Here is a 26,289-nt window from a genome sequence, read left to right as displayed (position 1 = left end):
GCATCTGGGGCAGCGAAACCTAAAGCAGTACTCCGAATTACGCCACGGGGAAAACAGCCTCCCCGCGCCTCCATTCTGCGTCCTGCTCAGCCAAAACTACTCGCTCCGCTCGGTCATAAAAAGGGTCTTTTTATGACATCTGCTTTAAAGCCTGACAAGGAGATACTTGGATGCGGTTTGGGCAAAAACGTGCCGCCGCCAGCTCGCGCTGCTCAGGGCAGCAGATCGGTCATCGGCTGGGCTTTGACGGCTCCCCTGAGCGGTGGCAGTCCAAAGCCGTCTTCCAGCGTGCGCAGCAGCGAGTAATGGTTGTAAGCCCGGTCACTGGTCACGCCCGCTTTGCCGCCAGGCGTCACGATGATGGTGGGCACCAGGCCCCCGCCGCCGCGCTCGTCCTCGCCCTCGTCGAAGGTGATGATGAGCGCCGTGCCGGGCACCCAGGCTTTGGACTGCATGATGGCCGTGCTCCACTGCTTGACATAGGCGTCACCGAGGCGGTCCACGTTGGCGCGGCCCAGGCAGCGCAGGTCGCCGTGCAGGTCGTGGCACAGGTCGGGCACCAGCATCGAGAAGTTGGCGACCTGATTGCTGGCGAGGTCAGCTTGCAGTCGCTCGAAGGGGACGACGTTCCCGGCCCGTTTGGGGTCGTTGGCGATGTCGGCGTTGAGCATGAACGGGTTGTGCTTCTTGCCGTACAAGGCGGCGTAGGGCGCGTTCGACCCCACGCTGGGCAGCCCCTGCATGTAGGCCCGCCAGGTGAGCTGTCGGTCTTCGAGTTGCGAGGCCAGGGTGGCGCCGCCAAACGACTGCGCAGGATTGTCGCCGCGCAACTTCATGGTGCTACCCGCGATTAAAGCCACGTAGTTGGGCAGGCTGGGGTGGGTCACACCCGTGTAGTTGCGGGCCAGGGCAGCCGATTTCGCCAGGGCGTTGATCGCCTTCAGGTTGGGATTGCCGATCACCTGAGCGTAACTGTGGTTCTCCAGCACCAGTAAAAACACGTGCTGGAGGGCCGGAGTGGCAGAAGGCTGAGCTGTAGAGGGCTGGGGCGCCCCCGCCGCCTGACTGGCGCCGAGCAGGGCGGTGAGCAGCAGGCGGCGCCGATGCAATGTCCACATGCGCCCAGTCTGACGCAGGAAGGTCAGCCGCGCTGGGTGCTGCCGTCCAGTTGGGGCGGTCCAGTTCATGAACTGCTTTGTGCTGTCCCCATGCCGCTACCCCCTGGTGACCTGAACGCCACTCCTCGCCGTGCTGGACCCGGATTCAAGGACGTGACCATGCCTGTCGCCGCTCGCCGTGCTGGACTGCTGCTCTTTACCGTGCTGGGCACCGAATTTCTGGACGAACTGGTCGGTGGCGTCGGCGGCGCGGCCCTGGCGCTGGGCAAGCCCTGGCGCTGGGCAACATGGCCGGACGGCAAGGCGGCCTGTTTCCGTTGCTGCTGGGCGCACTGGCCGCCCGCTTCGGGCTGGGCGCGGCGATGTGGGGCCTGCTGCTGGGACCGGTCAGCCTGCTGTGGGGCCTGCCACGGGCCGGGCCGGAACGCAGGGAACGAAGGCCATAGCGTCAGCCGCCGTAGCGAGAGCGCCCCGCCGAGTGAATCTGGCGGGGCGCTCCGGCTGGTGCCGAGTTACCTCGGCAGCTCCGACATCCCCATCAGGTACTGATCGACGGCTCTGGCGGCCTGGCGACCCTCACGGATGGCCCAGACGACCAGCGACTGCCCCCGGCGCATATCGCCCGCCGCGAAGATGCCCGGCACGCTGGTGACGTAGCCGCCCTCCTCGTCGGTTCCGGCCCTGACGTTGCCGCGCCCGTCGCGCTCGACGCCGAACTTGTCCAGTACGCTGGCCACCGGACTCATGAAGCCCATCGCCAGCAGCACCAGGTCGGCGCTCAGCAACTCCTCGCTGCCCCCCACCTCGCTCATTTTATTGCCGTCCCACTCGACGCGCACGGTGCGGATGCCGGTCAGCTTGCCACCTTCACCCACGAACTCGCGGGTGGCGATGGCGAATTCGCGCTTGCCGCCCTCCTGGTGGCTGGAGCTGGTGCGCAGGCGGTAAGGCCAGTACGGCCAGCTCAGCGGCTTGTACTCGCTTTCGGGCGGCATCGGCATCAGCTCGAACTGGGTCACGCTGGCCGCGCCCTGGCGGTGGCTGGTGCCCATGCAGTCCGAGCCGGTGTCGCCGCCGCCGATGACGATGACGTGTTTGCCGGTGGCGAGCAACTGCCCCTGACCTTCCCAGCCGTGGTTGACCCGGTTCTGCTGTGGCAGGAATTCCATCGCAAAATGCACCCCGCTGAGTTCACGGCCCGGCACCGGCAGGTCACGGGGTTGCTCGGCGCCGCCTGAGAGCAGCACGGCGTCGAAATCGGCGCGCAGTTCTTCGGGGCTGATGGTCGTGACGTGGTGCGAGGTCACGGTGCTGCCCACCGGCAATTCGCCCACCAGCACGCCGGTCCGGAAGGTGACGCCCTCGGCCTCCATCTGCGAGACGCGGCGGTCAATGTGGACCTTTTCCATCTTGAAGTCGGGAATGCCGTAGCGCAGCAGCCCGCCGACCCGCTCGTTTTTCTCGAAGACGGTCACGTCATGCCCGGCGCGGGCCAGTTGCTGCGCGGCGGCCAGTCCAGCCGGGCCGGAGCCGATGACAGCCACTTTTTTGCCAGATTTGACGGGCGCGATCTGCGGCGTGACCCAGCCCTGTTCCCAACCCTTGTCGATGATGCTGCGCTCGATGCTCTTGATGCCCACCGGGTCGTCGTTGAAGTTCAGCGTACAGGCCGCCTCGCAGGGCGCCGGGCAGATGCGGCCCGTGAACTCCGGAAAGTTGTTGGTGGAATGCAGCACGTCCAGCGCCGAGCGCCAGTCCTGCTGATACACCAGCTCGTTGAAGTCGGGAATGATGTTGCCCACCGGGCAGCCGTTGTTGCAAAACGGAATGCCGCAGTCCATACAGCGGGCCGCCTGTTGCTTGGCCGCGCCGTCGCTGAGACCGTGAACGAACTCCTTGTAATGCCGGGTACGGGCCTCGGCGGGGTCGTAACTCTCCCCCACGCGCTTGTGATCGAGAAATCCGGTGACTTTGGACATGGGGGCTCCTGGGGAGGGGGAAGTGGGAGGTGGGGAGTGGGGAAGGGATGAGGGCATTCGCTGGTGCTCACTCACCCCCACCCAGCCTCCCCCCTCAAGGGGGAGGAGCTACAACAGCACTCTAAGAAGCTTAATTTGAGTTGTTTCAGCCCCTCTTTAGGGGGGGCCGTCGCGAAGCGACTGGGGGTGGTGAGCGCAGCGATTGCCTTCAATCTGCCTTGCTTTCCAATCACTTCGTCTTCGTCACGATCCCCGCCGCCACTTCGCCGGGAATGGTGCCTGCGTCGCTGCTCACCTGAACGGAATTCATCTCGCCCAGGGCGCGGCGGTACTCGTGGGGGTAGACCTTGACGAACTTGCTCATGGCGGCGCCCCAGTCTTCGAGCAGGTCGCTGGCCCGCACCGAGCCGGTCCAGGTCAGGTGGTCCTCGACGAGCTTGCGGAGCTGCTCCTCGTCGGTGATACCCCGGTGGAGGTGGCCGTGGCCCTGGCCGTCACGGAGCTGCTGAAGCTGGGCGGCGGCGGTCTGGATGGGCTCGATGTCCACCATGCTGGTGTTGCAGCGCCCAGCGAAGGTGCCGTCCTCGTCGTAGACGTAGGCGACGCCGCCCGACATGCCCGCCGCGAAGTTGCGCCCGGTCTGGCCCAGCACGACGACGGTGCCGCCGGTCATGTACTCGCAGCCGTGATCGCCGGTGCCCTCCACGACGGTACTGGCGCCACTCAGGCGCACGGCGAAGCGCTCGCCCGCCACGCCCCGGAAGAAGGCCTCGCCGGAGGTCGCGCCGTACAGGACCGTGTTGCCCACGATGATGTTCCTGGTCGCGTCGCCCCGGAAATCGATGCTGGGCCGCAGCGCCACCCGCCCGCCGGAAAGGCCCTTGCCGGTGTAATCGTTGGCGTCGCCGATCAGGTACAGCGTGATGCCTGTGGCCAGAAACGCGCCGAAGCTCTGGCCGCCGTTGCCCTCCATCTGGATGAAGATGGTGTGGTCGGGCAGCCCCTCCGGACGGCGCCGGATCAGTTCGCCCGACAGCATGGCGCCCACCGTGCGGTTGACGTTGCGGGCCGGGTGCAGAATCTGGATGGGCTCGCCGGTCTCGATGGCCGACCGGACCTTCTCGATCAGCACGTGGTCCAGGGCGCGCTCCAGGCCGTGCTCCTGGCGCTCCTCATGGCGGCGGACGTGCTCACCCTCCGGGCGGTAAAACACCCGGCTGAAATCCAGGCCCCGCGCCTTCCAGTGCTCGATGCCGCCCCTGGTGTCGAGCAGGTCGCTGCGGCCCACCAGATCCTCGAACTTGCGGATGCCCAGCTCGGCCATCAGGCCCCGGACCTCCTCGGCCACGAAGAAGAAGAAGTTGATGACGTGTTCCGGCTTGCCCGCGAAGCGTTTACGCAGCTCCGGATCTTGCGTCGCCACGCCCACCGGGCAAGTGTTGAGATGGCATTTGCGCATCATGATGCAGCCCTCGGCGACCAGCGGCGCGGTGGCGAAGCCGAACTCGTCGGCGCCCAGCAGCGCCCCGATGACGACATCGCGCCCGGTCTTCATCTGCCCGTCGGCCTGGACCCGCACGCGGCCTCGCAGCCCGTTGAGCACCAGGGTCTGCTGCGTTTCGGCCAGCCCCAGTTCCCAGGGTGTTCCGGCGTGCTTGATCGAGCTGTAGGGTGAAGCTCCGGTGCCGCCGTCGTGTCCTGCTATGACGAGGTGGTCGGCCTTGGCCTTGGTGACGCCCGCCGCGATGGTGCCCACGCCGACTTCCGAGACCAGCTTGACCGAGATGTCGGCCCCCGGATTGACGTTCTTGAGGTCGTGGATGAGCTGGGCCAGGTCTTCAATCGAGTAGATATCATGATGCGGCGGCGGCGAGATGAGACCCACGCCTGGCACCGAGTGGCGCAGCATGCCGATGTACTCGCTGACCTTGCCGCCGGGAAGCTGCCCGCCCTCGCCCGGCTTGGCGCCCTGGGCCATCTTGATCTGGATCTGGTCGGCGCTGACCAGGTACTCGGTGGTGACGCCGAAGCGGCCCGAAGCGACCTGCTTGATCTTGCTGCGCAGGCTGTCGCCATCCTGCAACTCGTAGTCGGAGAGGGAGCGCTCACCGCCGATGATGTCGCTGATTTTGGTTCCAGCCTGGATGGCATTGCCCGCCCGCTCGCTGCGATACCGCGCCGGGTCTTCCCCGCCCTCGCCGGTATTGGACTTGCCGCCGATACGGTTCATGGCGACGGCCAGCGTCGTATGCGCCTCGGTGCTGATGCTGCCCAGCGACATGGCGCCCGTGGCGAAGCGCTTGACGATCTCTTTTGCCGATTCCACCTCGTCGAGCGGGATGGCCTGGGCCGGGTCGGATTTCAGCTCGAACAGCCCGCGCAGGGTCATGTGACGGCGCGACTGGTCGTTGATGATGGTGGAGTATTCGGTAAAGGTCTTGGCCTCACCGCTGCGGGCGGCGTGCTGGAGCTTGGCCACCGCGTCGGGCGTCCACATGTGCTCCTCGCCGCGCACGCGCCAGGCGTATTCGCCGCCCACATCCAGCATATTTTCCAGCAGCGGGTCATGACCGAAGGCGGCCTTGTGATTGCGGATGGTCTCCTCCATCACCTCGAAGACGCCGATGCCCCCGACCTGCGTGCTGGTGCCGGGGAAGTAGCCGTCCACGAGTTCCTTGGACAGCCCCACCGCCTCGAAGATCTGGGCGCCGCAGTAGCTCATGTAGGTGCTGATGCCCATCTTGGACATGATCTTGGACAGGCCCTTGCCGATGGCCTTGATGTAGTTGTAGACGGCTTTATCGGAGTCGCCGTGCCCGTTGGGGTCGGCGTGCTGGGCGATCAGGGTTTCCAGGGCCAGGTAGGGGTGGACCGCCTCGGCGCCGTAGCCCGCCAGCACCGCGAAGTGGTGGACTTCTCTCGCGTCGCCGGTCTCGACGACCAGCCCGGCGGAGGTCCGCAGGCCCTCTTTCACCAGATAATTGTGAATGGCCGACAGTGAAAGCAGCGACGGCACCGCCACCCGCCCACTGTCGAGCTTGCGGTCCGAGATAATCAGGATGCTGGCCCCGCCGCGAATGGCGTCCACGGCCTGGGCACGCAGCGAGGCCAGCTTGGCTTCCACGCCCTGATTGCCCCAACTGGCAGGGTAGGTGATGTCCAGATCAAAGGCCTTGAACTTGCCACGTGTGTGCTCGGCAATGCTGCGCAGCCGGGCCATGTCGTTGAAATCCAGAATCGGCTGCGAGACTTCCAGGCGCATGGTCGGGTTGGCCGCGTTGATGTCGAGCAGGTTGGGCTTGGGGCCGATGAATGACCTCAGCGACATCACCACCGCCTCGCGGATCGGGTCGATGGGCGGGTTGGTGACCTGGGCGAACAACTGGCGGAAGTAGTTGTACAGCGGCTTGTTGCGACTGCTCAGCACGGCCAGCGGCGAGTCGTTGCCCATGCTGCCGATGCCTTCCTCGCCCAGCGCGGCCATCGGGCCGAGCAGAAACTTGAGGTCTTCCTGGGTGTAGCCGAAGGCCTGCTGGCGGTCCAGGCGCGACTCGGTGAAGCTGCCGACCCCGCCGGACACGTCGATGTTGCTCAGATTCACCCGCACGTTGTCGATCCACTGGCGGTAGGGCCTGGCGCCCGCGAACTGGGCCTTGAGTTCGTCATCCTCGATGATGCGGCCCTGGTCGAAGTCGATCATGAACATCTTGCCCGGCTGGAGGCGCCACTTGCGCACGATCTTGTTTTCCGGAATCGGCAGCACGCCGGTCTCGGAGGCCAGCACCACCAGATCGTCTTTGGTCACAATGTAGCGGGCCGGACGCAGGCCGTTGCGGTCCAGCGTGGCGCAGAGCTGGCGACCATCGGTGAAGACCATCGCGGCGGGGCCGTCCCAGGGCTCCATCATGGCGGCGTGGTACTCGTAGAAGGCGCGGCGGCGGTCATCCATCAGGGTGTTCTGTTCCCAGGCTTCGGGAATCAGCATCATGGCGGCCTGGGCCATCGGGTAGCCCGCCAGGGTCAGCAGTTCCAGCGCGTTGTCGAAGGTGGCGGTGTCGGACTCGCCCTCGAAGCTGATCGGATAGAGCTTTTTCAGGTCGTCGCCGAGAACCGGGCTGCTCATCACGCCTTCGCGCGCCCGCATCCAGTTGAAGTTGCCCTTCACGGTGTTGATCTCGCCGTTGTGGGCGACCATCCGGTAGGGGTGCGCCAGTGGCCATTCGGGGAAGGTGTTGGTCGAGAATCGCTGGTGGACGAGCGCCAGGGCCGACACGACCCGCACGTCTTTCAGATCGAGGTAGTAGGTGCCGACCTGGTTCGCCAGCAGCAGGCCCTTGTAGATCACGGTCCGGCACGACATCGAAGGCACGTAATATTCGCTGCCGTGGGTCAGCTTGAGGTAGCGGATGGCGTTGGAGGCGCTGCGGCGAATCACGTACAGCTTGCGCTCCAGCGCGTCGGGCACCAGGATGTCGGGGCCGCGCCCGATGAAGATTTGGCGGATGACGGGTTCCTTGCCCTGCACCGTCGGCGACATCGGCATTTCACGGTCCACCGGCACGTCGCGCCAGCCGAGGACGACCTGACCCTCGGCGGCGACGACCCGTTCGAGTTCCTGCTCACAGAAGCGCCGCGAGGCCGACTCCTTGGGCAAAAAGATCATGCCGACGCCGTATTCCCCGGCGGGCGGTAGGCTCACGCCCTGCAAGGCCATCTCGGCGCGGTAGAAGGCGTCGGGAATCTGTATCAATATACCGGCGCCGTCGCCCATCAGCTTGTCGGCGCCGACAGCCCCCCGGTGATCGAGGTTCTCCAGAATTTTCAGGCCCTGCGCCACGATGCTGTGCGCCCGCTGGCCCTTGATGTGCGCCACGAACCCGACTCCGCAGGCGTCGTGCTCGTTGTCGGCATACAGGCCGTGCTCGGCAGCTTGGCGCCTGGCCTGGCTGGTCATGGAATCGGTTCCAGAGGCGGCGTTCTGGCGGGGCTGCTGCTCAAGTCGGTCGCTGCTGTCTTGTGGGTGATTGGCCTGATCGTGCATCGCAATACCTCCGGGGCAACTGAAACCGGCGACGCCGGGTCTATCCGTCCAGTTTACTCAACCTGAGAGGCCGTGTCGGGGATTTGTTTATGCGTGTCCAGCCTGGCTTACATTCCGGTAATGCCGGGGGGCGTGTGTATAGCGCAATTTCAGCACTGCATAACCGGATACCAGTTCTCGTAACCGCCGTGTGTGTTTTTTGAAGTGCCCGTTTTGTGCGTGCTGGCGCTGGTCTGGGCAACCCGGTGCAGGGCCGTTCATCCGGGCGCCGCACCTGGCCAAGTCCCCACACAAGCTTCAGGGCACCTTCAAAGAGTGTCAGCTCACCGCTTCTCGGCTCGGCAGGCCAGGCCCAATACGGGCAGACACCAATACACGCAGGCACCGGTACACGCAGACACCGATACCCGCAGGCAAGGGAGGTCCAGATGACGACACAGACCGCTTCCGCAACTTCCTTTCTTCAGACGGCCCAGGGCGGACACCTGCAACCCACCGAGCGCGTGCTGGTCGGTGTGCTGGGCCTGGGGCTGGCGCTGCTGGGCCTCGGCGGCGGCAGGGCGCGGGGTCTGATTCTCGGCGGGGCCGGGCTGGGGCTGGCCGCCGTAGCCCTGCGCGGCAGCAATCCGCTGGCGACGGCCCTCAAGATCCAGCAAAACGAGGCGGGCGAAACGCTGGTCAGCGACGCCGTGACCATCGGCAAGGCGCCGGATGAACTCTACGCCCTGTGGCGCCCGCTGGAGAGGTTGCCGCAGATCATGAGCCACCTCAAAGACGTGCAGGTTCTGAGTGAAACGCGCTCGCACTGGACGGTCAAGGGGCCGCTGGGCAACGTGAGCTGGGACGCCGAAATAACAGCCGACGAACCGGGCAGGCGGCTGGCCTGGGCCTCGCTGCCGGGCGCAGGCATCGAGAACAGCGGCGAGGTCATCTTTCGGGAGGCTCCGGGCGGGCGAGGCACCGAACTGGTCGTGCGGCTCAAGTACAAGAATCCGGCGGGCACGGCAGGCGCAGTCATCGCCCGCATCGCCGGGCAGGAGCCTTCGCAGCAACTGCGCGACGACCTGATGCGCTTCAAGCGCGAGCAGGAACTGGGGTTTAACCCCACCACCGAGGGCCAGACCAGTGGCCGCAACAAGTCCCAGACCATCAACGAAAAAATAAGGAACGTCTCGTGATGCGGGCCGCGTCTGTTCTGTCGTCAACCCGGAAGGGCGCCGGGCCGCCGACTCCACGCCCGCAACCCGTTTTGCTCCTTCTCCCTCTGGTCGGATTGAACCACTTTTACAAAGCGGTTCAATCGGAGGCTTTATGAAAGCGGTCATCTGGCAGGGCACCAACAAGGTCGGCGTGGAGACGGTGCCGGACCCGACCATCCTGCAAGCCACCGACATGATCGTGAAGGTCACGGCCACCGCCATCTGCGGCTCGGACCTGCACCTGCTCGACGGCTACATCCCCAGCATGGAAAAAGGCGACATCCTCGGCCACGAGTTCATGGGCGAGGTCGTGGAGATCGGCCCGGCGGTCAACAACCTGAAGGTCGGGGACCGGGTGGTCGTGCCCTTCAACATCGCCTGCGGGGTGTGTGACTACTGCCAGCGCGGTTTTTTCAGTGCCTGCGACAACACCAACCCCAATCACCGGATGGCCGAGGCGCTCTACGGAGCCGTCAGCGGCGGCGGGCTGTTCGGCTACTCGCACCTGTACGGCGGCTACGCGGGCGGCCAGGCCCAGTACGTGCGGGTGCCCTTCGCCGACATGGGCGGCTTCAAGATCGAGTCGGGGCTGCGCGACGAGCAGGTGCTGTTTCTGACCGACATCTTCCCCACCGGCTACCAGGCCGCCGAGAACTGCAATATCATTCCGGGCCGCGACGTGGTGGCGGTCTTCGGCGCCGGGCCGGTAGGCCAGTTCGCCGCCCGCAGCGCCCAGATGCTCGGCGCGGCGCGGGTCATCGTCATCGACCGCGTGCCCGAACGCCTGGCCCTGGCCGAGAAGGCGGGCACCGAAACCGTCAACTACGAACAGGTGGACGTTCAGGTCGCCCTGCGCGAGATGACCGGCGGGCGCGGCCCGGATCACGTCATCGACGCGGTGGGTCTGGAGGCGCACGGCCACGGCCCCGGCGCCCTGCTCGACACCGCCCAGCAGAAGTTGCGGCTGACCTTTGACCGCATTACCGCGCTGCGCTGGGCCATCATGAGCTGCGCCAAGGGCGGCACCGTCAGCATGCCGGGCGTCTACGGCGGCCTGGTCAACGAGATGCCGATGGGCGCCGCGTTTGCCAAGGGCCTGATCTTCCGGATGGGCCAGACGCACACCCACCGTTACATCCGGCCCCTTCTGGAGCGCATCGAGAAGGGCGAGATCGACCCCAGCTTCGTGATCTCGCACCGCGCCTCGCTCCACGACGCCCCGGAGCTGTACGAAACCTTCCGTGACAAGAAGAACGGCTGCATCAAAGTGGTCCTCGACCCCTGGGGACCGCCCAGCGCGGCAGACTGAGACGAACTCCGCTCGATTGCCCAACATCCGAAGAAGCGCTTACCCTGCCTGTCCGCTTCCCGGCCAGGACGGCAGACGCCAGTTGTGGCAACACCATCCTGCGACCATCCTGCGACCATCCTGCGACCATGTGGCCCGTCTCCACAGAGCCGGAGCGCCGCTACCCGTTGAAGGCAGCGGCGCTCTGCGGGAGCACTCAGATGTGGGTGTGCTCACTCAGAGCAGTACTCCGAATTACGCCACGGGGAAAACAGCCTCCCCGCGCCTCCATTCTGCGTTCTGCTCAGTCAACACTACTCGCTCCGCTCGGTCATAAAAAGGGTCTTTTTATGACATCTGCTCTAGGACCAGCGTCAGTCGCTCAGGCTGTCCTGGTCGACGTCGCTGCCCTGGTACTCGTCACTGCCCTGATCGACCGTGGTGTTCGGGTCGGTGTTCAGCAGGTTGTAAGGGCTGGGCGGGTCGTCGGGCAGCGGCTCAGTGGGTTCTGACGTGTCGCCAGTCTGCACGTTCGTCGTGACGCTCTGTGCGGCCAGGTTGTTCTCCGGTCCGTTGAGAACAGCCGCCTTTGCACCAGTGCCTGGAATCTTCGGACAGTTGGCGCCCAAGGGCGTTGACCGGTAGGGCGCATTCAACCTGTTGAGCCAGATGTGCATCACGCCGGTCCAGCCCACCCGCACCAGATCAGCCGCCCCGTCGCCACCGACGTCCACGAAGCGCATGTCCTGGGGCGGCAGATTCTTGTCGGCCATGATCTCGCCGACTTTGCACAACGTGACCGCCGAATAAACAATACCTTGACCGGTGTTTCCGCGTACCGGAGAGATGCCTCCGGTATTGAGCCATACGGTCGCGCCGCCTTTGGGCGAGACGTTGATCTGGTCTGCGCGTCCGTCAGCGTTGATATCGGCCCAGTTGGCGATCCAGCCGGGCGGCAGGAAGTAGTTGGCGTCCAGAGCCTCCATTTTGGTCCACACAGGAATAAGGCTGCCGACGGTGAAGCTGTTGATCCAGACCGACGCAGCCCCGTTTTTCCCGACGAGGATGTAGTCGTCTTTCTTATCGCCGTTGAGGTCTGCGAACACAATCCGTGTATCCGGATCGATCTTGCCCGTGCCAGGGACATCCCAGTTCAGTTTGCCTTGCCTACCACACTGCTTCTGGCCAACCGGCTTGGACTCGTCCCAGAAGCCGACAAAGGGGAGACGTCCGTTCAGGTCAACCGTCACACAGTCGGCGTGCCCGTCTCCGTCGAGGTCGGCCAGGCGCAGGGCGTTGCCGACCAGCCCCGGCTTTCTCGGTGCGCGTTTCACGCCCGGCGCCCAGACATTCCAGCCGTTCGCGGAGCGCCCGCCGTTCCAGAAGAACTGCCATCCCTGACTCTGGTCCACCACAAAAAATTCCGGCTTCTTGTCCCCGTTCACGTCGCCAAAACGGAAGCTCGACCCCTGGGGGAAGCCCTTTTCAAAGCTCACTCCGTGGTCTTCCCAGCGCGCATCGCTGGACGTGGATGCGAGTCCGGCGCATCCGGCAGCGACGTTCCCGCTGTTGGCTTCGGGGTCGTTCAGCAAGCCCACCCGACTGGCCTCCTCTACACGCTGGAGAAAGGCCTGCGCGATCTTGAGGTAGCCCCCATCGGTAGGGTGAATATGATCCGGGCCAACGTCGGCGGCTGTGAGACCAGGATCGACCAACAGCACGTTCTTGCCTGAAGCGCGGCGGAGCGCAACCATGCCGGGCAGGGCCGCATTGAAGGCACTGGTGCGGGCGTTGATGCCGGGCTTCGAGGCGTCGGTGTTGGGCGGAACCGTGCTGACCAGCACCGTCGCTTTCGGAGAATCGACCAGAATCTGATCGATCAGTTGTCCCAGGCGGTCGGGAGCGCCCCCCACCTGGAAGTCCTGCACCATGTCGTTGGTGCCGACCAGCAGCGTGACGACGTTGGGCTTGAACGTGGGCACCGCGCACCTGGCTTCCCCCAGAACCTCATCGATGCGTTGGCCGGGACGGCCCTCGTTGTCCTTGTCGGCCATGGTGCTGGCCGGGTTCTGTATCCGGCCCACAAAGTCGATGACACCCGTCGTGACCCCTTTCAACCCGTCGTACAGCTTCGAGCGGTAGCCGTTGCCGTCGGAGCTGCCGGTGCCATACGTGATCGAGGCGCCCAGCGGCATCAGTCTGATGGGCGTAGTGGAGCTCTGCATGCGGCTGATGTTACGCTTGCCGATGCCGCGAAGTTGAACGTCGTAACTGAGTGGGTTGTCCGCCGTAATTGAGTTGAAACCCTGCGCGTTGAGATACAGCAACGAGCCACGGTTATCTTCTGTATCAGAAGGTTGGTTGAACGTCGAACCGTCGTAGAAAAAGTCCGAGAGGCGAACGCAGCAATACCCGATTGTCGTAAAGAAAAGCGGGTCGACTCTGTTGATGTCCTCTGGTTTATAATAATCCGCATATGGACTGAAAACAGTCACCGACTTTGGCCGCCCGGTGCGAGAGTCCGTCTTCGCGGCGGACAGTACATCGGTCAGAATTCCACCGAGTTTCTTGATCTGGATTTCGACCGCGACGACGTTGATATCTGGGTCGTTCTCGAAATCCCGAAGTGATTGGATGACCGCCTGTTCGCTGCCGTAACCGGTGGGCGCTGGCCCGACGTTGACACCTCCGAACGTCAGTAAATTCTCAGGCATGGCCCCCGGAGCGATGTCTCCTGTGTTGTATACCGGTTGAAAGTTCGGCGTGTAAAAAGGACCACCACCGGGAAGTGCTGCTAAAACTTCCCGAGAGTTCGCGAACGCTCTCGCCGGGACTTTGAACAGCGTCGATAAGATGAAATTGCGGCCCAGGTAATCACTGTTTTTGCTAATGACATTCCATGCAGCGTTAGTGGTATGGGCGTCCCTGAGATCGAGGGCGAGGACCATAGCGATCTTATTTTCGCGCATATAGTCTAAAACTTCTTGTAGAGTCGGTGCTAAGGTAAAAGGCGGTGAATTACTACACTTGAGGCTAATTGAGTCTCTCAGGTGTCCCATAACCAATACAATTGCGTCTCGAATACGACAAAGACCAACTGTCAACCGCAGGATTGTACGAATCGTTAGAGCTGCGGCTTCCGAACGGATCGAATTGTCCGAAGGCACCATTTGAGGGAGTCGCATTGCACTGTTCTCGCCCCCAGGTCGTATCGTGACTCAGGATCGGAACTCCGTCCTGGGTCAGCTTGACATCGATTTCGATCTCTTCTATTCCAGACTGTGCAGCGAGGCCGATAGCCTCCAGAGAATTTTCGGGAACGTTTGGATATCTGCCGTCTACCAGGGCGTGATTGCCACGGTGAGAGGAGACGATCACCAGATCAGACTTCGGATTTTTGATCGCGTCCATAATTCTTGAGGTGTCGAAGTTGTTGGGGTTGAAGTTACCGTTCAGCGCAAGCGTTTCAAACCCTGTGGCAGTGGATGTTACCGAGCCTGAAGAGGTCTCGGCAGCGGGCGGCTGGCTGCTGGGTCGGGTAGTGGCTGAGGGTGATGTCTGACCACACGCGGCGAGCAGCGTGGTAACGGCCAGGGCAGCGAAAACAGCGATTTGACGCATACTGATTCCTCCGTAAAGTGGGCGATGTAAGGCCGGGCTGTTTCGTTCCTTCCGCCCAGATTTCAAGCGGACACCACTGATGCACCTCCTTTAAACGGGTCGGGTAAACGGGTCGGGGACCTCGATGTGTGGACATCCTGTGACCAGCTATCTGTAACTAGCTCTTCAGTTCACATCGTCATTCACCCCCAGGTAAAACTGCCGGTCAAACGAAAACATGTTCTGAAAATGGCAGTATTCGGGAAGTCCCAGTTCGACCACCAGGTGTTCACGGCGCAGACGTTCCAGGAAAGCGAGCTGTTCAAGCCGGAGGCCGTGTTCCTCTTCGGGCGTCAGCCACTTCACCAGATATCCGAGGGTGAAGTGAAGAGCGAATGTAGGTGCGCACAGGCCAAGCAGCTCGGCCAGATCACGGCGCAGGCGGCTCAGGCGGTGTTCCTCGGTGCCTGAAATGGCCTCCAGGTCCAACACCAGATCGCTCCCACCGGGTTTGAAGGCCGAGGCACGTAAGCGGTAAGGCGGTCGTTCGCACAGGTCAAAGGTGCGCAGCCGATCCGCGAAGAAGCTGTGACAGAGCGCCAGAGGAGCGTTGATCGGCAGGTCGCGGGGCCAGCCGTGAAGCCCGCGTAGCCGATCATCGACGCCACAGATCAAGGTCACGTGGTAGCTGGCCGGTGGCAGGAAAGTCATCTTCTCGCCAAAGCCGAGCTGGGCGAGCCGTTGGCAAAAGCCGAGCAGGCGGCCATGCAGAGGCTGCTGCGGGTCGAGGTGAGCGATTACCGTGTTGCCGGGGTAAAAGCGCACTGTTCCGTCAGCATGAACCTTGCTGCCCACGGCGGGTGGAAGCGCCCGGATGGATGAGCTGCTCAGGGCGACTCCTTTTGAGATTAAGCCAGGCATAGTGCTTCACGGCGCATACAACTCCCTCTGTGACGCAGATGGGGGCGTTTGGACTGACGGACTCGTCGTGACGGCTACCGCGCGGGGCTGGGGGATCAGGATTGGGTTGCCTCCTGCAACCGTATAGCCCTACAGACAACTGCCGTCAACCGGTCTGCCTTCAAGCGGTCCGCCGCCGTGGCTGGCCGGTGTTCTACCCGGTGTTCTACTGGGCCAGGCCGCGTTCGGCGAGCCAGCGTGCGCCCCCTTCGAGCGCCTCCGGCTGAAGTTCCATAATCAGCCTGGGCACTCCGCCGACCTGACGCAGTGCCCGGAACACCGCCCCCCAGTTGACGCTGCCCTCGCCGGGCACCCAGTGGCGGTCGAGCTGGCCGTCGTTGTCGTGGAGATGCACGTGGGCCAGCAGGTCGCCCGCCTCCAGAATCCACTGGTCGGGCGACGGCCCACCCTTGCGCTGCATCAGGTGGGCGTGCCCGACATCCACGCTGACCCGCACCGACGCCGAACCGAACGACCGCACCAGGGCCAGCAGCGGCGCCGGGTTGAGATCACGAATGTTCTCCACCACCAGCAGGCAGCCGAGGTCGTCGGCCAGCTTCACCACCTCCCCGATGGTGTCGTGGACCTGGCTCAACTGCTCGTCGAGCCCGGTGGCGCGGGTGTGGGCCACCAGCGGGTGCCCGAAAAAATCAAACGGGCTGTGGATCACCATGTGGGTGGCCTCCACCGCCGACGCGAATTCCAGGGCGCGGGTCAGCCGGGCGGCGCTCAGGGCACGGACTGCCGGGTCGCTGACCATGATCGTCAGCCCCCAGAACGGGCCGTGAATGCCGAGGCGACCGGTAAGGCCGAGGTCGCTGCGCCGCGCCTTGATGGCCGCTGCCTGGGCCTGCCAGTCGCCGTCGAGCAGCAGGTGCGAAACAGCGTCTTTCAGCTCCAGGTCCCGCCCGGCCATCAGCCAGTCGCGGTGCGGGGCCAGTTGTGCGCCGGTCATGGCCGCGCCGACCAGCGGCAGGGCCTGGGGGCCAGGGTGCTGGAGGGATTTTGCAAGTCGAGTCATGGGCATTCTCCTGTGGACGGCGGCGGGGTGGGCCGTCTGCCGCGTTTGCGGGGAGGCCAGTCATTCGGCCCTGACCGTCGGGAACTCGGCGATGCGGATGCGGGCGCAGCCATACGGCACCAGGCTGAGCTGGGCTGGCGGCATTCGGCTGGTGAGCGGGCCGGGCGCGGGGGCCGCCGCCGAGGCGAATCCCGGCTCGAAACCCCAGCTCGGCAGCAGGTGGCCCGGAACCTGGACCTTGAGCGGCACGCCCTCGGCGCCGAGCGGCGGCGGACCTGGGCGGACGGTGAACGGCGGTGAGGTCGGGCCGAAGCGCTGCACCTCCAGGGCGGCGATGTCTGTGCCTTGCAGGGCCACCCCGTAGTTCCAGGAATGGCGCGGCCTCAGCTCCCAGTCGCCGAAGCCCGCCGAGTCGGGCAGCAGGCTCCAGCGCTCGCCGGGCGAGAAGGCCAGCGTCAGCGGCCCGCTGCGAAAGCTCACCGCCGCGTTGGGCCTGGGCAGCACCCGGACCGGCATCGGCAGGCGCAGTTCGAGCACGTCCCCGGCGGTCCAGATCCGTTCGAGTTGCACGAAACCCGCGCTGTCCGGGGTGCAGGCTTGCGCCTGACCGCCCAGGCTCAGGCTGGCCCCGACGCACCAGCCGGGAATCCGCAGCCGCAAGCTGAAGCGTGCGCCGCCCGCTTCGAGAACCCGCAGCGTCAGGGTGTCGCCGAACGGGTAGTCGGTGAGGGTCTCCATCCTGACGCGGTGGCCGCCGACCTCGGTGTCCAGGGTGTTGGGTGCGTACCCCAGCGCCACCAGGCCGCCCTGGCTGCGTGCCCACAGCGAGCGCACGAATTTGGGCCAGCCCTGGTGCAGATTGGCGGTGCAGCAGCCGAAACGCGGCTCCAGGCCGAAGATGTTGGCGTCGTCGGTGCTGTAGGTCCAGTTGCGGCGCTCGACGGTGCACGACACCTGGTTGACCTGCTGGTGGTACTGGTGTGAGCGCATGTCGGCGCTCATGGCGGCGGGCAGCGCGTTGAAGGCGATGACTTCCAGGCGGTCGGCCAGTGCGCCGTCGCCGAACAGCCGGGCGAGGACTTCCAGGCTGTGCATGGCCTCGACCACCGCGCAGGTCTCGACGCCCCGCTGCGGCTCCAGCCCGGCCAGCCATTCGTCGCCGCTGAACATGCCGTTGACCATGCCGTGTTTGAGGTCGAGTTGCTCCAGCGCCTGCGCGAGCCTGGCCGGGCGACCGGGCACGCCGAGCAGGTGCTGGGCGGCGAAGTAGGTCAGGCCCATCGCCACGTTAACGACGTGGGTTCGGTGCTCGAAGCGGGTGGCCGGGCCGCCCGGCAACTGCTCGCCCAGGTACGTCGCCCAGTCCAGGGTCTGCTCGACGATCGACGCCGCCAGGTCGCGCAGCCAGCCTTCCCCGCTGCGGGCGTGCAGCCACAGCGCCGCCAGCGCGTTCTCGGCGCCGCGTGCCTGGCCCCAGTCGCTCAGCGGGCGCAGCGGCAATTCGCGCCGCTGATACTCGAAATAGCGCCGCAAAAACGGCTCGACACGGCTGTCCCCGCTGGCCTCGGCGTGCTGGATCATCACCTTGAGGACCACCATGCGCGGCCACCAGTCCAGAACGTCGGCAGGACCGAAATTGCCGTCCGGACGCTGCGAACTCAGAATGGCCTCGGTCCACTTATGGGCGCGCCCGATCAGGGTAGCGTCGTTCAGAATGTACGCCAGCGGCAACAGGCCGTCGAGGTAGTACGGCCCCTGTTCCCCGCGCTCGCCGCCGCCGCCCAGCCAGCCCGAAGTCGGCCCCACGGCGGGCCACAGGTTTTCGAGCTGGCCGCTCAGGCCGCACGCCTGGAGTTCGAGCTGCTCGCGCAGCCAGCCCAGGGGCCGGACCGCGCCCGGCGGCAATTCGGTAAAAGGCATGTCGGTGAAGGGTCGTTCGGTGGAGAGGGGGGCGCCGTGGGCCGGGTGGGTCGGTAAAGGCATGCGTGCTCCGGGTGGGGACCGCCCAACGACCTGGCGGTCTGGTGCTGTGGACTGGGCGCGTCGGTGAACCAACGGATGGGCGGCGTCACTTTTCGCCTCCCAGCGCAAAGCCCTTGCTGAACTGCTCCTGAAGGGCCGTGAACACGATCAGGGGCGGCACGATGCTGACCACCGCCCCGGCCATCACCACGCCCCAGTTCTGGCCCTCGGCGGCGCTCGACAGGCCCTTGAGGCCGACTTGCACGACCTGGTGGGCCTCGTCGCGGATGATGACCAGCGGCCAGAGGTACTGGTCCCAGGCCGAGACGAACTGGATGACGGCCATCGCCCCGATGGTGTTGCCGCTGAGCGGAATCAGCACGTGCCACAGGTAGCGCAGCGGCCCGGCCCCGTCCATCCGGGCGGCCTCGGCCAGCGAGGAGGGAATCTGCATGAACTGCTGGCGAAACAAGAAGACCCCGGTGGCCGAGGCCAGAAACGGCACGATCACGGCGGCGTAGGTGTTGGTCCAGTGCAGCCGGGTGACCACATCGAAGAGCGCCACGATCAGGATTTCGGAGGGCAGCATCAGCGAGAACAGCACCAGTGCGAACAGCGCCCCGCGCAGCGGAAACCGGAAGTAGACGAAGGCCGCCGCCGCCAGCAACGAGAGCGCCGTTTTGCCCAGCGTCACGCACACGGCGACGATCAGCGAGTTGCGCATGTAGACGCCCAGATTGGCGCTGACCCAGGCTTCGCGCAGATTGCTCCAGAAAAATCCGGCGACCTTGAGGCTGGCGCCCGACACCATCGCCCCGGTCTGGGTGCCCTTGATGACGGCGGCCAGCAGCGGAAAGACGACGATCAGGCAGGCCAGCAGCAGCAGGGAGTGCTTGCCGACTTCGGTCCAGTCGACGCGCAGCGTGGGCCGGGTGGCCGGGCGGACTCGCACCTTAAGCGCCATACTGCACCCGCCGTCCGGCGAAGCGAAACTGCGCCAGCGTAATCAGCGCCACGCCGAGAAACATCAGCACCGCCTGGGCCGCGCCGAAGCCGGTCTTGTAGTTCTCGATGCCGTCGGTATACAGCCGGAACATCAGAAAGCGGGTCGCGCCGCCGCTGCCCATCACCGGCCCGCCCTTGGTCAGAATGTCGACCAGCGCGAAGCTCTCGAACAGGGCGTAGGTCAGGTTGGCGAACACCAGAAAAAACGTCATCGGCGAGAGCAGCGGAAACAGGATGCGCCAGAACATCCGGCTGCCCCAGGCCCCGTCGATACGGGCCGCCTCCAGCACGTCTTTGGGCAGGTTCTGAATGGCGGCGATGTAGAACGCCACGTTGTAGCCGACGTTTTTCCACACCGCCGCCATGACCACCAGCCCGAAGGCCAGCCCCGGCGTGTCCAGCCAGCGCGGGCGAATGCCGAGCAGGTCGCCCAGCACGGTATTGACCATGCCCACCTCCGGGTTGAACAAAAACAGCCACAGCGTGGCCGCGATCGCCGGGGAGAGCGCGTAGGGGTAGATCAGCGCCAGGCGGTACCAGCGGGCGCCGCGCCGGACGCTGGAGGCCAACAGCGCCAGGCTCAGGCTGACCAGCAGCCCCAGCGACACGACCAGGGCACAAAACAGCAGCGTCAGCGCGGCGCTCTGCACGTAGCTGGGGTCGCGCAGCAAGTCGGTGAAGTTCTCCCAGCCCACGAAGCGGGCGTTGCCGGTAATCAGGTTGCTGGCGGTGGCGCTCAGGCGCAGGGTCTGGACCGCCGGGTAGTACAAGAACACGGCCAGGACCATCAGCGAGGGCAGCAGCAGCAGCCAGGGGAACAGGCGGCCTTTAAAGACGGGGGTATCCAACGGGCGCCTCCAATCAGGGCAAGGCCCCCTCGGTGGAGGGGGTGGAAGGGGCCGGGTCCACGAAGCTGGACCTATTGGCCTGAACGTATCAGCCTGAATCTACTTACCCAGGCTCTTGTTGTAGTCCGAGATCACCTTGTCGACCTGCGCCTTGGTGTCCCTGGTCACCGAGTCCACGTCCTGGCCCTGCAAGACCTTCTGGAGACCTTCCTGAATAATCTGGCGGGCGGGCAGCAGGCCGCCGAACAGCGCTCCAGCGGTAGCCGGGCTGGCCTTGGTGTTCAGGAGCTGGCGAAAGGCCACCGTCTGGGGCGCGGCGCTGTCGAGCCAGCCCTCCTTGCGCAGTTCGCTGACGCTCGACTTGCGCACCGGGTAGTAGCCGGTGAGCTTGTGCCACTCCTTCATGTTGGCGGTGTTGGTCATGAACAGCGCGAAGGTGCGGGCGGCGTCGGCCACGTTGTCGGGGATGCCCTTGGCGATCCACAAGCTGGCGCCGCCGATGACCACGCCGTTGCGGGCGCTGCCGTCCTGAATCGGCAGCAGGCCCACACCCAGGCGGTAGCTGCCCTGCTTGGCGGCGTCGAGCTGGTTGCCGAGGTCGGCGGTCGACGAGATCAGGAACACGCTCTTTTGGGCGGTGAAGATGGCCGCCGAGCCCGCACCGTCGTCGAGCTTGCCGGTAAACGAGTAAAAACCGCCGTCGTTGAGCTTTTTGATGAAGCTGAAGATATTTTTGGCGGCGGGGCTGTCGAGGTTGCTCTCGGTGGCCCGCGCCGCGCGTCCGTTGCCGTTGTTGACCAGCGTGGTGCCCTGCTCGGCCATCCACTGCTCGACGAACCACGACGAGGCGCCGAACGTGATGCACTTGGCGTCCGGCAGCGCGGCTTTGATCTTGGCGCAGCTCCGCAGCAGGGCGCCGTAGGTCGCGGGCAGCGCGCCGTCGTTCAGGCCCGCTTTTTTGATCAGGTCGCGGTTGGCGTACAGCACCGGGCTGCTCGAATTGAACGGCAGGCTGTTGATCTTGCCCTGAAGCGTGTAGTAGTCGAGCACCGGCTTGAGGTAATCGCCGTAGTCGGTCTTCTCGACGTTGCCGACCGGCTGAAACACCCCGCTGTCGGCGGCGAGCTGGGTGCCGACGTCGAACACCTGTACCAGCGCCGGGGGCTGGCCCTGGCGGCTGGCCAGAATGGCGGCTTGCAGGTTTTCGCTGTAATTGCCCTTGACCACCGGCACGACCTTGATGTCGGGATTCTTGGCATTGAACTCGGCGGCCTTCTGGTCGATAAATCCCTTGCGCTTGGCGTCGCCGAAGATGTGCCAGAACTCGACGGTGAGGGGTTCGGCCAGCGCGGAGCTGGCGTAGCAGCTCAGGGCGAGCGCGAGGGTCAGTCGGTTCAGGGTCGGTCGGTTCAGGGTCGGTCGGTTCATAGGTCCTCCTGTGAAAATCCGAAACGTTCCAAACAGCGATGCGCCAAGCAGGTGCCGAGCGGCGAGCAGGACGACGAACGACTATTGCCGTGAAAATCCGAAACGTTCCAAATCAGTGTCTGGTCAGCCTAGCATGCGGCCTAACACCGTGCCGAGCAGCTCAGCGGATACTTTCGCGGATGACCAGTTGGGTCTGGAACGTTTCCTGAATCAAGGTAGGTTCCGCCTGTCTGCTGCCGGTCAGCTCAAGCAGAACCTCGAAGGTGCGGGCGGCCATCTCGGCGATGGGGCCGCTCACGCTGGTCAGCGGCGGCAGGGTGTAGCGCCCGTACTCGGAATTGTCGAAGCCCGCCAGACTGACGTCCTGCGGCACCCGGACCTGAAGGTCGTGACAGGCTTTGAGACCCCCGATGGCCATCCGGTCGTTGGCGAGGATCAGGGCGTCCGGGTACTGCGGCGCCCGTTGCGGCGAAAAGCCGCCCATCACTGCTTGCACCGCCTGGTAGCCGCTGCTGATGCTCATATCGCCCTGGCCGGTCCAGCGCTCGCTGGTGGCCAGCCCGAAGTGCCGCGTCGCCTCCAGATAGCCCAGGTAGCGCTCCTGGCCTGAAGAATGGACGGCGCTGTCGCCTGCCCAGCGGACGAAGCCGATCCGGCGGCAACCCCGCTCGACCATGTAGGTCACCAGGTTCCAGGCAGATTGCCGGTCCGCCTGGGTGACGCTGCTCAGCGCCGGGTGGGCGCTGCCGAACACCACCAGCGGTACGCCCTGCCGATGAAGGTCCAGAAGAAACTGGTCTTCTGTGATGATCGGCAGCACGATCACGCCGTCGACCCGGCCCTCCTGATAAATTCTGGAAATCACGCCCTCATGGTCGTCCAAAGAAACGGTTTTGCTCATCAGGGCGTACCCGCTCCGATCGGCGACGCTGCCAAAGGCCATCAGAACCTCGGATTGCCAGGTGTCCTGAAGCATCGGGCGGCCCTCTTCCTGGGGCCGGTTGCCCGCCGACAGGGCGACGCAGGCGATGGTCTTGCTGGAGATCTTTCTCAGCCCCCGCGCCGCCAGGTTGGGCGCGTAATGCAGCGCCTTCATGGTGTCGAGCACCCGCGTCCGGGTCCGGTCATGCACGCGCTCAGGGTGGTTGATGACCAGCGAGACCGTCTGAAAGGAGACGCCTGAATGCGCGGCCACATCTTTGAGGGTCGGACGTCGGTGGCGGGGTTCCTGGGTCTTGGCCTTCATCCGTGCAGGCAGTATACCGACCTGATCCGGTGACCCACCTGCTCCAGAGACCCACCTGCTCCAGAGATCATGTTCCCGGCCAAGCCCCCCGGCCAGGCACAGCGCTGCGCCCCGCAAACAGCGCGGGGCGAGGTGGCAAGTCCTGCTCCTGAATCGGCGCTGCTGCGCTGCTCAGCCTGGCTGGCCCACGCGCGTCGGGGGCAACTTACCGGCGATAATCATCTCCAGCACCTCGTCCTGGCTGATCTGCGAGGTCAGGGCGCTGCCGACCACCCGGCCATTTTTCATGACCGTGATGCGGTCTGCTAGGTCGAAGACGTCGTGCAGGTCGTGGCTGATCAGAAAAATGCCCACACCCTCGGCCCGCAGCGAGCCGATCAGCTCGTTGACCTGGGCGGTTTCCTGCGGCCCCAGCGCGGCGGTGGGCTCGTCCATAATCAGGATTCTGGCCTTGAAATAGATGGCCCGGCTGATGGCGATGCACTGGCGCTGACCGCCCGACAAGTTGAACACCGGCTTTTTCAGGTCCGGCACCCTGACCTTGAGACGCTCTAACACCTGCCGGGCCTCGAACTCCATGGTGTCCTCGTCGAGCACGCCGCCGCGCAGCAGTTCGCGGCCCAGGAAGATATTGGCGGGCACGTCGAGGTTGTCGGCCAGCGCCAGGTTCTGGTAGATGGTCTCGATGCCGAGCTGCTGCGCGGCGCGTGGGCTGCCCAGCGCGACCTCCTGGCCGCCGATCAGAATCTGCCCGCTGTCGCTGGTATAAGCCCCGGAGAGCATTTTAATCAGTGTGGATTTCCCCGCGCCGTTGTGGCCCAGCAGCCCCAGCACCTCGCCGGGATACAGCTCCACGCTAACGTCGCTCAGCGCCTGCACGCCGCCGAAGCTCTTGGAGAGGCCCCGCGTCTGGATCAGGGGAATGCGCGTTTCGCTGTTCAGGCTGGCGGCACTCGGAGTGGCCCCACTGATATTGGCCATACTCATTTGCTGCGCCTTCTCTGCACGACCACGTCCAGCGAGACGGCCAGCATCAGCACCAGGCCCTGCACCACGTTCTGCCAGGCGCTCGGCAGATCGAGCAGCAGCATGCCGTTAATCAGGCTGGCCATCAGCACCGCGCCCAGGAAGGCGCCGGGGATACTGCCGCTGCCGCCTGAGAGCGAGGTGCCGCCGATGACGGCTGCGGCGATGACGCTCAGCTCGGCCAGGGTGCCCGTCGAGTTGGTGCCCGCATTGAGCCGGGCGGTCTGGATGGCGCCTGCCAGCGCGGCCAGCATGCCCATCAAAGCGAAGACCATGATGGTCAATCTTTTGGTGTTGATGCCCGCTAGCCGCGCCGCTTCGGGGTTGCCGCCGTAGGCGAACACGTAGCGCCCGAAGCGGGTGGCCCGCACCAGCCACATCATGAAGGCGGTGACGACCAGCATAATCAGCACCGGCACCGGGATGCCGCGTGGCAGATTGGTGCGCGGGTCGTCGTAGCTGTTCATCACCGTCACGAAGCCGAAGATGGTCAGCGCCGTGGCGCCCGTGATCAGCAGTTGAAGACCAACTGGGCGGTTGGGCAGGCCCCGCCTGGCCCGCTGCTGGTAGTTGCGGAGTTCGGCCAGCACGATCAGCACCGTCAGGGCGCCGCCCACCGCCCAGCTCCAGGGGCCGCCGATGGAGCCGCCCAGCCCGCCGCCCAGAATCTGGAAGGTGTCACTCAGCGGCGCCACCGTCTGGCCACCGGTCAGCAGCCAGGCTCCGCCCCGGAAGATCAGCAGGCCGCCCAGCGTGACGATGAACGAGGGCACGCCCAGCGAGGCGATCCAGGTTCCCTGAATAACCCCCACCAGGGCGCCCAGCGCCAGGCCGATGGCCAGCGTGAGCAGCGCGGCCCACCAGGTATTTTGCGGAAAGACCACGGTGCCCAGCACCGCCATGCTCATGCCGGTAAAGCCCAGCACCGAGCCGATGGACAGATCGATGTTGCGCATCACGATGATGAGCACCATGCCGCTGACCATCACGCCCACCGAGGCGGTCTGCACCGAGAGGTTCCACAAATTGCGGGCCGTCAGAAAGATGTTACCGGTCAGCAGGTGAAAGGCGACCCAGATGCCCAGGATCGCCAGAATCATGAACACCAGCCGGGCGTCTAGGCCCAGCCGGGTCAGCAGTGGGACGGAGGCGGGCCGGGCCGCCGCTGAGTTGACTTGTTGCATTCGGGCTCCGTGTAGCAGTGCATAGAGGCGGGTCTGGCTAGAAGTATATCTGGAACAGCTCCGGTGTTCAGGCTCAGGGGGACACAGTACTGAACAGGCGGCTGGTACTGAACAGGCGGCTGGTATTCAAAAGGCGGCTGGTATTGAAAAGGCGGCTGGGGAAGCGGCTACCTCTCCGTCTCCCCCAGCCGTAAATCAGATCAACTGCGCTTCAGATGTCGTGTGGGCGCAGGCTTACTTGCAGGCGGCCACGGCGGTGCCGGTGACGCCCTTGCAGATTTCGGCCTTGGTGGCCCACTTGGCGGCGATCAGCACGCCCAGGTTGCTCTTGGTGATGACCACCGGCTTGAGCAGAATGGAATTCACGGTGACCTTCTTGGGGCCACCATTGAACGTCGAGCTGCCCGCCACCGAAGCCAGCTTGGCACCGCCCGCGAGCTGCACGGCGATCTTGGCGGCCTCGGAGCCCAGGGCGCGCGAGTCCTTCCAGACGGTGCCGGTCTGCTGCCCACGGGCGATGCGGTTGAGCGCGGCCTTGTCGGCGTCCTGGCCGCTGACCGGCACCTTGCCCGCCAGGCCCACGCTGGCCAGGGCCGCCACGGCGCCGCCCGCCGTGCCGTCGTTGGAGGCCACCACGGCGTCGATCTTGTTCTCGTTGGCGGTCAAAATCTGCTCCATATTGGTCTGGGCGACTTCCGGCTTCCAGCCCTCGGTGAACTGATTGCCGACGTTCTTGATGGCCCCGGACTTGATAGCCGCCGCGAGCACTTCGAGCTGTCCGTCGTAGAGGAGCTGGGCGTTGGGGTCGGTGGGGCCACCCTTGATAAAGGCGTAATTGCCCCTGGGCTTGGCGGCCAGCACCATCTTGGCCTGGAGGCGCCCGACTTCCTTGTTGTCAAAGGACAGGTAGAAAGCCGAGGGATCTTCGATCAGGCGGTCATAGGAGACGACCGGAATGCCGTCGGCCTTGGCCTTGGCGATGGCGGGCAAAATCGCCTCGCTGTCCTGGGCCAGCACGATCAGCACGGTGGCGCCGCGCGTGACCAGGCTCTCGATGTCGGAGAGCTGCTTTTCGTTGGAGCTCTGGGCGTCGGCGCTGAGGTAAGTGGCCCCCAGTTTGGCGAGCTGGGCCTTGATGGCCGCCTCGTCGGTCTTCCAGCGCTCCTCCTGAAAGTTAGACCAGCTCACGCCCACCACGACTGGTTTTTGTGCCAGGGCGGGAGCAGTCAGCATCGAAAGGCCGAGAACAGCGGTCATGAGCTTGCCGAGTCGTTTCATGGTTCTCCTGTGCGGGCGGTGCAGAACAAGGGGCCAGGCGACAAGAAACGCGACACCTGCCGAACGAAAGAGCCATGTGGCACCACAAATCCACCGAAGGCACCAG

Annotated in this window: 18 protein-coding genes; 3 read left to right on the top strand and 15 right to left on the bottom strand. The window is 64.9% G+C overall.

Going from position 1 to position 26,289, the window contains the following annotated elements:
* Window positions 1–212 precede the first annotated feature (212 nt).
* Complete coding sequence (locus Q0R23_RS09995) at window positions 213–1,118, bottom strand: alkaline phosphatase family protein (protein WP_293912631.1); 906 nt, start codon at window positions 1,116–1,118, stop codon at window positions 213–215.
* 287 nt (window positions 1,119–1,405) lie between these two features.
* Between Q0R23_RS09995 and Q0R23_RS09990 the strand changes: the two genes are divergently transcribed.
* A complete protein-coding gene (locus Q0R23_RS09990; protein ID WP_293912629.1) occupies window positions 1,406–1,564 on the top strand; it encodes a hypothetical protein in 159 nt (52 codons plus the stop codon).
* Window positions 1,565–1,630: 66 nt separating this feature from the next.
* On the opposite strand, the gene Q0R23_RS09985 is transcribed toward Q0R23_RS09990, so the two are convergent.
* Entirely contained in the window at window positions 1,631–3,097 is a 1,467-nt protein-coding gene (locus tag Q0R23_RS09985) for a glutamate synthase subunit beta (protein ID WP_293912627.1), read from the bottom strand.
* Window positions 3,098–3,326: 229 nt separating this feature from the next.
* On the bottom strand, window positions 3,327–8,051 hold the full coding sequence (locus tag Q0R23_RS09980; RefSeq protein ID WP_293912633.1) for a glutamate synthase-related protein: 4,725 nt from the start codon (window positions 8,049–8,051) through the stop codon (window positions 3,327–3,329).
* 515 nt (window positions 8,052–8,566) lie between these two features.
* Here Q0R23_RS09980 and Q0R23_RS09975 point away from each other — a divergent pair.
* On the top strand, window positions 8,567–9,316 hold the full coding sequence (locus Q0R23_RS09975) for an SRPBCC family protein (RefSeq protein ID WP_293912625.1): 750 nt from the start codon (window positions 8,567–8,569) through the stop codon (window positions 9,314–9,316).
* 133 nt (window positions 9,317–9,449) lie between these two features.
* The gene (locus Q0R23_RS09970; protein WP_293912623.1) at window positions 9,450–10,646 is read left to right on the top strand and encodes a zinc-dependent alcohol dehydrogenase; all 1,197 of its coding nucleotides are present in this window, start codon (window positions 9,450–9,452) and stop codon (window positions 10,644–10,646) included.
* Between the two features lie 353 nt (window positions 10,647–10,999).
* On the opposite strand, the gene Q0R23_RS09965 is transcribed toward Q0R23_RS09970, so the two are convergent.
* The 12 genes from Q0R23_RS09965 to xylF all read right to left on the bottom strand — a co-directional run bounded on the left by Q0R23_RS09965 (window position 11,000) and on the right by xylF (window position 26,183).
* The gene (locus tag Q0R23_RS09965) at window positions 11,000–13,573 is read right to left on the bottom strand and encodes a GDSL-type esterase/lipase family protein (protein WP_293912621.1); all 2,574 of its coding nucleotides are present in this window, start codon (window positions 13,571–13,573) and stop codon (window positions 11,000–11,002) included.
* Between the two features lie 85 nt (window positions 13,574–13,658).
* Complete coding sequence (locus Q0R23_RS09960) at window positions 13,659–14,246, bottom strand: lipoprotein (protein ID WP_293912620.1); 588 nt, start codon at window positions 14,244–14,246, stop codon at window positions 13,659–13,661.
* Window positions 14,247–14,411: 165 nt separating this feature from the next.
* Window positions 14,412–15,080: a DUF1868 domain-containing protein gene (locus tag Q0R23_RS09955; protein ID WP_293912618.1), complete on the bottom strand. Its 669-nt coding sequence runs from the start codon at window positions 15,078–15,080 to the stop codon at window positions 14,412–14,414.
* A 271-nt stretch (window positions 15,081–15,351) separates the two neighbouring features.
* Entirely contained in the window at window positions 15,352–16,206 is an 855-nt protein-coding gene (locus Q0R23_RS09950) for a sugar phosphate isomerase/epimerase (RefSeq protein WP_293912616.1), read from the bottom strand.
* 60 nt (window positions 16,207–16,266) lie between these two features.
* Complete coding sequence (locus Q0R23_RS09945) at window positions 16,267–18,189, bottom strand: beta-L-arabinofuranosidase domain-containing protein (protein ID WP_293912614.1); 1,923 nt, start codon at window positions 18,187–18,189, stop codon at window positions 16,267–16,269.
* Window positions 18,190–18,274: 85 nt separating this feature from the next.
* Window positions 18,275–19,132, bottom strand: a complete 858-nt coding sequence (locus tag Q0R23_RS09940) for a carbohydrate ABC transporter permease (protein ID WP_293912612.1) — start codon at window positions 19,130–19,132, stop codon at window positions 18,275–18,277.
* On the bottom strand, window positions 19,122–20,021 hold the full coding sequence (locus tag Q0R23_RS09935) for a sugar ABC transporter permease (protein WP_293912610.1): 900 nt from the start codon (window positions 20,019–20,021) through the stop codon (window positions 19,122–19,124). The genes Q0R23_RS09940 and Q0R23_RS09935 overlap by 11 nt, the downstream gene beginning before the upstream one ends.
* Window positions 20,022–20,120: 99 nt before the next feature.
* Entirely contained in the window at window positions 20,121–21,449 is a 1,329-nt protein-coding gene (locus tag Q0R23_RS09930) for an extracellular solute-binding protein (protein ID WP_293912608.1), read from the bottom strand.
* 160 nt (window positions 21,450–21,609) lie between these two features.
* The gene (locus Q0R23_RS09925; RefSeq protein ID WP_293912607.1) at window positions 21,610–22,695 is read right to left on the bottom strand and encodes a LacI family DNA-binding transcriptional regulator; all 1,086 of its coding nucleotides are present in this window, start codon (window positions 22,693–22,695) and stop codon (window positions 21,610–21,612) included.
* 171 nt (window positions 22,696–22,866) lie between these two features.
* On the bottom strand, window positions 22,867–23,676 hold the full coding sequence (locus tag Q0R23_RS09920; RefSeq protein ID WP_293912605.1) for an ATP-binding cassette domain-containing protein: 810 nt from the start codon (window positions 23,674–23,676) through the stop codon (window positions 22,867–22,869).
* Between the two features lie 2 nt (window positions 23,677–23,678).
* Complete coding sequence (locus tag Q0R23_RS09915) at window positions 23,679–24,905, bottom strand: sugar ABC transporter permease (protein ID WP_293912604.1); 1,227 nt, start codon at window positions 24,903–24,905, stop codon at window positions 23,679–23,681.
* A gap of 234 nt (window positions 24,906–25,139) precedes the next feature.
* The gene (gene xylF / locus Q0R23_RS09910) at window positions 25,140–26,183 is read right to left on the bottom strand and encodes a D-xylose ABC transporter substrate-binding protein (RefSeq protein ID WP_293912603.1); all 1,044 of its coding nucleotides are present in this window, start codon (window positions 26,181–26,183) and stop codon (window positions 25,140–25,142) included.
* Window positions 26,184–26,289: the final 106 nt, after the last annotated feature.

It is taken from the genome of Deinococcus sp., from assembly GCF_025362455.1.
Taxonomy (GTDB): Bacteria; Deinococcota; Deinococci; order Deinococcales; family Deinococcaceae; genus Deinococcus.
Note: the sequence above shows the minus strand (reverse complement) of the source record. Positions and strands in the feature narration are given on the sequence as shown.